This window comes from Nostoc sp., assembly GCF_054880495.1.
The window spans coordinates 1-6,094 of the sequence record NZ_JBTYKD010000140.1 but is presented as its reverse complement, the minus strand read 5'-3'; the positions used below and the strand labels follow the sequence as shown (position 1 = coordinate 6,094).

The following is a 6,094-nucleotide window of genomic DNA, read 5'->3' as shown; positions in this document are numbered from 1 at the left end:
CTCAGGGAATATCGCGATCGCAAGCTAGCCGTCAGTTAGCAAAAGCGACTTTCCTTCCCCGTCGCCAACTCTATCAACTAGCTCTTTCTATAGTCCTCACTCCTGAGTCTTAAACAACTAATAAGTAGGTGGGCAGGAAAATTTATAACTATGTAACGAAAACTTAACTATAGGCATTAGAGTTAAATTTAATACGTCGCGTACTGTAGTTGCCCTTTTCTCCCCTAGCTTTAAGGCATAAGGGAGGTCTAACTCATCATCAAATATTTGCCCACATAGTTCGTCTTTTTTCAGGTGCTGCCACTCCAATTCAATTGGGTTCATCTGGGAGCAGTATGCAGGTAAGAAAAAGATGTACAAACCCATGTCTTCCCACTTTGACCATAGCTTTTGCACTTCAAGACATCGGTATATCGGTCCGTTATCCTGTACAATCACTCTGATACGTCCAGTATGAGTGAGCTTCAGTCGCTTCAAGCTCCATCATTTTTTTCTAAAACATTCTTCCAAAAAACAAGTGCTAATCATTGGTGGCTGTGATAAGAATATGCCAGGAGCAATGCTTTGAAAGCATAAACATACGCCTTCCAGTTCTACTTAACTAAAACAGTGGTATCTGATTGTAATTAGATTCATTTTTACCAAGAATTTTAAGCTAATAAAAGGTTAATTAAACTTTGAGTAATGGGAAATTTTGTTTGTTGCTCAAAGTGTAAAAACATCGGACTGGGATTTGCTTCTAAAAAGACATACTCACCCGTTGGTTTTAAACGCCAGTCTATCGCCGTCCACTCTAACATCAAGGCTTTAGTAATGGCTAAACATTGTTGTTGAACTAAAGAAGGCAGTTCTACCGGAATTAACTGTGCTTTTTCATCTTCTCGAAAGTCTAGAGAATTACTGCGAATTTCCGCAGCATAAATGTCTTCTCCTATTACATAGCTGCGGATGTTAGTACCAGGAATATACTCTTGGAATGTTACCGGAGAAAGTCGTAATACCAAATTTAGCCGATGGGGTTCTAAATGAAAGTCACTCACCAACTGAGTATGTGTCCCACCGTACACTGGCTTAAAAATTGTCTTTGGGTAGATTTTACAGAATTCAATTACTTGTTGTGGGTTGTTGCTGATCAATGTCGCTGGAATTTCAACGCCCAGAAGCTTTACTTGACTCAGTTGCAAGGGTTTTTCTTTGTGAAACTGGTAAGCTTGCCAAGAATTGATCCATCTGACTGATTTAGCTTGCAGCAGTGTCCGCAGTACACTCATCGCATCACTAGAAGCAATTGTCTGCTGACCTTCTTCTAATGGCGGAATGTAAGGAGCAGAAAAATTCCGCCAAAAAACACTCTTGATATCTTGCAAATTTAACTGATGTCCCCCTGGTAGAACCAAACAGCCAGCTTGAATATCAGGTTGCCAAGAAATTTGTACCTGAGTTGGAAACAAACGAGTATCTAAGTAATTTACTGCTGTACCTGCTTTTGTCAGCGCATCTTTTATATGTGAAGCATGAGCATCAAAAGAATTACCTAATACGAGAATCTTCATTCTTATATAAAATATTGATAGTTAAATACATCAGCTAAGAGATTAATACTTTTAATCAACTAAAAAGTATTAATCGGCTGCCTCTTAATCAAATAAATTGGCTAAGTAGGTGGACATAATTAAACGTAAAATCCTAACATTTGAAACTCTCTAGGGAAGAAACTTTGTCCATCCTGCCTTCAATCAATTAAAACTGCCAACTGAGCCTCCTACCTAGCACCAGAAAATGATCACAGGATATTATCTTTTAAATGTCTTCGCAATCATCAAGAAAGAAAGTCTAGTGGAAACATAGACCACCGCCTTCTTCTGCCGCCTCACCCGGATGAGGGACAGTAACGTACTCAGTTGTAGCCCCATGACCGCCACCACCTTCTTCTCCTGCCTCACCCCGATTGGCAGTAACGTACTCAGTTGTAACTTTAGCGCCTCCTGTAATTTTTTGAGCGGACTCATCTGTTAATGGCTCTACAAAATCTAGCTCAAGTGCTTCTAGGTCAGATATTTTTAGTTCAAAGGGATGTTTCATATAATTCACCGAAATTTTGCCAAGTAAATGTACTCAGTGTTACTATACCATAGCCAGCAGTACGAACCCAATCCTAATGGATTACCTTAGAAACGCTAGTACAGTGCGGCGTATATAAAGGCATTTAAAATTAAATCCTTCTTGATTATCCCCCATCTTTAAAGACTTTCTGAGGATAGATGAGACAGCGATCGCTTGTAAGTCTGGTCCACCACCTTTTGGATCTAAGTCAATTACCAAGGGATTCAACCCATAAGGTGACTCAGCATCAAGTGCATAGCAAACTTCCGAAGGTAGCCCCAAATCACCATGAAAATCTGCGATAACTATTTTGATATGAGGAAATAATAATGGGAGTTCATGAGCGATCGCTTTTAAAGTCTGGGTTTTCCCGCTTCCAGAAGTCCCCAAAATAACGGCGTGACCATTCCGAAGTTTGGCGGGATTCCAGTAAACTTTGTCACCTAGCAGAATGCCAGATGTATCAGTAACAGAGGTCTTTTTGGATTGATTGGGCTTTAAGGTAGCTGCTGGCAGTGGTTTAGGGGGCATCGGGTTTAAGTTAGGAGTTAGGAGTTAGGAGTTATGAGTTATGAATTATGAGTTATGAGTTAGACATTAGACATTGGGCATTGGGACTATTGACTGCTGCTATTAATCACCCTCACTTGAAGTTGACCTGTGGCGAATTCCTCACGCAATTTGTTTTGGACAATTGCAAGGGGTGCAGCTTCTAAGGTGATGCTGGTATCAGTCGCTTTGATTACAGGGAATTGGTAAGGGTCACGGGGTAAACCTGAAGTTTCCAGCCCATCAACCGTTAGCTGTCCAGTTACAAAAACCATCGCCCCAGTGCGGTTAAACTGTGCGATCGCACTTTCTATCGGTTCATCCTCCAAAGTCAACGCCTCAATATTAGTGATAGCCGGGCGGCCCACATCAGCTGTGATTTCCTGTAAGAAAATTTGAGCATCGGGTTCGGTCGAGGCTTTGTAAATCCGCCCGTCGTCAGATTGCACTAAAAACCCAGTCCCCTGCACCTGGATAATTAGATATTGCCCATTTATCTTAGAGCGATCGCCCGTTTCAACTTGTCGGCTGTTAATGATTTCCCTTCTAAATCCTCAGTGGGAATCTCAAACTGGTGGGCAATTTCCAAGAGCATCTGCTTGGGTGTTGCCGGCTCAATAAATGCCACCATAAAGCCGTCAGCTTGCAGCTCCTCTTCAACTGGCCCAGATGGTTCAGGGACTAGGTAGCCTTCCATGCGTCCGGTAGTTTTGATGTGGTCGTGTACCATTTGCTGTACTTGTCCGGCATCCAGGTAAGCTTTACCGCCCTCCTTCCAGGTTGTAATCCGAAGGTATCGTGTCCGTCCGTAGAAGGTGTCGCGCTGAATCCCGTATTTTTTTTGTAAATCTAATATGGAAATTTTCAAATTTTCAACATTATTTTGTGAGGCAGTCCGGTCTTGGGGGTTTCCCCCATGAGGAACTGCCGAAAGGGTATCGGGTTGACTGTCTGCCATAAAAGTAAGATTGTATGCCGATTTATTATCTATTTTCCGTCATACAGTCCGGCATACTGTACGGTGAGATTACGGGATGTATTGTGAAGTTTCACCAGACAAGGTAATACGGCAACTCTCGTGGTAATTACTGCGTTCCGTTAGGTCGCTGTAGGCGAACGGCAAGCTCTGTTATAGCAGTCGCCATCTAAGTTAGGACGTAGGATATATAGAGAAGTGATTAATTTCTGCATTCCTATGGCAAACCCTTACAGTTATGACCTACGACGAAAAGTGATAGAGGCGATTGAACTCAATGGAATGAAGCGCTGCCAAGCCAGTGAATTCTTCAACATCAGTCGTAATACCATCAATACATGGTTTCAGGGTCGGAGGGAAAGGGGTGACTTTAATGCCCAAATTATTTTACTTCGCTATCAGTTTTTATCAATGCTTCCAACTGTACCAAAAGCTTTTCTACCTTAGCTTTTTTCTTCGGGTCATCCCACACTTTAACTTTCTTGAAGCGTTGGAACGTATTATCAACACGCTCTTTTATGGATGCTGATTCTGTTTGAGATGGAGTCTCTGATTGAGCAGCAGACTCAATTTCTTGAATCTTAAGCTTGATTTCGCTCAGTGAGAGATTTAGGACTTTCGTATCTAAGAGTAACTGTTTTCTTGTTGACTCATTTTTAAATCGTGCGCTCGCTCGTGCCTTGGTGTATTCAAGTTGCCCAGAGCGCAGGACTTTAGCACATGTCTATCAGAAGAACGCGATTTTTCTTTTTTTGAGCGAGGTGGTAGCCCAAGTTCATTGTTAAACTTGTTTTTCCCACTCCCCCTGATTGATTAAATAGCGCAATAATGCGGGTTTGGGTCACTTTAATAAATTGCGGTTATCACAAAAAAGCCTCTAATACACGCAGATTGTAGCGCTAGGGCAAGGGTAATACAACTGGGGAAAGTAAGAAATTTGGGATGCGATGACTCTGAAATCGCCGGAGGTGCGATCATCCAGAGCGATCGCAGTGATATGGCTTTTTGCCCTGAGTATATCCTCATGACGGATATACTCAGGGCAACCGACCCTCAGTCCGAAGCCTGTTAGCGATGCGTTTAATCTCAGTTTCGCCTTGATGTAAGGCATCTGGGCTGGTGTGAACTGAGTAGTAACCCAACACCAGATTGTGTGGGTGCTTAATGGCGGAACCAAGCACAAATGTAGTGTCACCTTCGGCATGGAAATCAATGGCAGCATCTGATTCCTCAAAAACCACAAGCTCGCCAGATGCCAACGTATTATGATCACTATGCAGTATTCCGGCCTGTACGGCGACCCAGCACACGGTGTGACCTGCATCTGGTTCAAAGTGCCAGTGTTCTTTATCCTTCAGTCGCACGGCGAGGTAATTTATGGATGGCGGTGCAGCAATAGGGCTTTTTGCAGTCCCGTACCGACCCAACACTACACGCACCGCCCCTGACTCTTCTACTTCATGCGGAGACAGATAGACGCTTTGTGCAGGAGCAAGCTCTTGCTCAGGCGGTAACGCGATCCAAAGTTGAAATCCCTGCATGAGTGAGCCGCCACTACTCCCCCCCTGATGCCAGACGCCACCGCCAGCACGCATCCACTCAACACCTCCCTGTGGAAGAATACCTTGCTTGCCCGTGCTGTCTTCATAAGATGCTTCACCCGACAGCATAAAGGTAATTGTCGCAATGCCTGAGTGGGGATGCCATCCAAAGCCAGATGCACTCAGAGGTTGCGCCTCAAAATAATCGAGAAACACGAAGGGCTTGATCAGCTCTCCAACGTCAGACGGACTGACCAAGCGAGTGATCGGTCCGCTTCGCTGCCCCCAGGTACGATGAATGATATGGCGCGTGGAGTGGTTTGACGAGATGCTGTCTACTGTCTTCAAATCCAAAGGTGCGATGCTTAATTTTTCCATAACCGTTACCTGCCTTCTTATATATTTCATCTACCCATTTTTTGAGAAATGAGGGACATGAGAACGATCCGGTGCGATCACCCTGATTATCCTGATTATCTTCTAAGAATAAGGCGATGCCCAACTCTTGGAGACGCTGGGCGTAGCAAGATCCCAAAGGGTACGGCGCCGGCTCAGGGTAAGACCTACGGCGGGAAACTACGCCCACTTAACCATTGCCTTCATAAAATCCATCAGTGGCTAACCGAGTTCAAGCAACAAATTTATCACTGTACTGGCAGAATCTAGAGTCAAAGCGCTGCGGTCAAAGTGAACCTACTCAGAATTTTAGCCCTTTAAAGTAAGGCATCGCTTTGACTTACCAAACACAAAGGCGATCGCACCCCTGAGAAGACTGCGATCGCTCCCGCTTGTAAGCAGTTCCGCCAAATAGTCTTGGAGGCAATTAATATTGTAAGCAACTCAGGTCTAAAGACACTGAGCTTTAGCCCAGATCGAACATCCCAAACAAAGACATTTGTCCTTGCAACTGGCACGTCAACCCCGG

Annotated in this window: 7 protein-coding genes and 4 pseudogenes; 2 read left to right on the top strand and 9 right to left on the bottom strand. The window is 44.0% G+C overall.

Going from position 1 to position 6,094, the window contains the following annotated elements; all coding sequences use genetic code 11:
- Positions 1 to 113 (top strand): annotated as a pseudogene (locus ACYTXL_RS14815) (16S rRNA (cytidine(1402)-2'-O)-methyltransferase); the annotation flags it as partial.
- 4 nt (positions 114 to 117) lie between these two features.
- Here ACYTXL_RS14815 and ACYTXL_RS14810 read toward each other — a convergent pair.
- The 6 genes and pseudogenes from ACYTXL_RS14810 to ACYTXL_RS14785 form a co-directional block, all read right to left on the bottom strand.
- Positions 118 to 465: pseudogene (locus ACYTXL_RS14810) on the bottom strand (transposase); the annotation flags it as partial.
- Between the two features lie 185 nt (positions 466 to 650).
- Positions 651 to 1,553, bottom strand: coding sequence for an ATP-grasp domain-containing protein (locus ACYTXL_RS14805; RefSeq protein ID WP_461925398.1), 903 nt, complete (start codon positions 1,551 to 1,553; stop codon positions 651 to 653).
- Between the two features lie 280 nt (positions 1,554 to 1,833).
- Positions 1,834 to 2,082 (bottom strand): hypothetical protein, encoded by a 249-nt coding sequence (locus ACYTXL_RS14800; protein ID WP_461925397.1) that lies wholly within the window; start codon positions 2,080 to 2,082, stop codon positions 1,834 to 1,836.
- A gap of 81 nt (positions 2,083 to 2,163) precedes the next feature.
- The gene (locus ACYTXL_RS14795) at positions 2,164 to 2,634 is read right to left on the bottom strand and encodes a helicase HerA domain-containing protein (RefSeq protein WP_461925396.1); all 471 of its coding nucleotides are present in this window, start codon (positions 2,632 to 2,634) and stop codon (positions 2,164 to 2,166) included.
- Positions 2,635 to 2,720: 86 nt separating this feature from the next.
- Positions 2,721 to 3,101 carry a hypothetical protein gene (locus tag ACYTXL_RS14790; RefSeq protein WP_461925395.1) on the bottom strand — a complete coding sequence of 127 codons (381 nt, stop codon included), beginning with the start codon at positions 3,099 to 3,101 and terminating at the stop codon, positions 2,721 to 2,723.
- A 44-nt stretch (positions 3,102 to 3,145) separates the two neighbouring features.
- The gene (locus ACYTXL_RS14785; RefSeq protein WP_461925394.1) at positions 3,146 to 3,610 is read right to left on the bottom strand and encodes a hypothetical protein; all 465 of its coding nucleotides are present in this window, start codon (positions 3,608 to 3,610) and stop codon (positions 3,146 to 3,148) included.
- Between the two features lie 237 nt (positions 3,611 to 3,847).
- On the opposite strand from ACYTXL_RS14785, the pseudogene ACYTXL_RS14780 reads away from it, so the two are divergent.
- A pseudogene (locus ACYTXL_RS14780) lies at positions 3,848 to 4,009 on the top strand (IS630 transposase-related protein); the annotation flags it as partial.
- A gap of 338 nt (positions 4,010 to 4,347) precedes the next feature.
- Here ACYTXL_RS14780 and ACYTXL_RS14775 read toward each other — a convergent pair.
- From ACYTXL_RS14775 to ACYTXL_RS14765, 3 genes and pseudogenes are all read right to left on the bottom strand, one after another.
- Positions 4,348 to 4,473, bottom strand: a pseudogene (locus ACYTXL_RS14775) (ParA family protein); the annotation flags it as partial.
- A 192-nt stretch (positions 4,474 to 4,665) separates the two neighbouring features.
- The gene (locus ACYTXL_RS14770) at positions 4,666 to 5,547 is read right to left on the bottom strand and encodes a pirin family protein (protein WP_461925393.1); all 882 of its coding nucleotides are present in this window, start codon (positions 5,545 to 5,547) and stop codon (positions 4,666 to 4,668) included.
- 335 nt (positions 5,548 to 5,882) lie between these two features.
- Positions 5,883 to 6,094: hypothetical protein (locus ACYTXL_RS14765; protein ID WP_461925392.1), on the bottom strand; the 212-nt coding region annotated here is incomplete at its 5' end.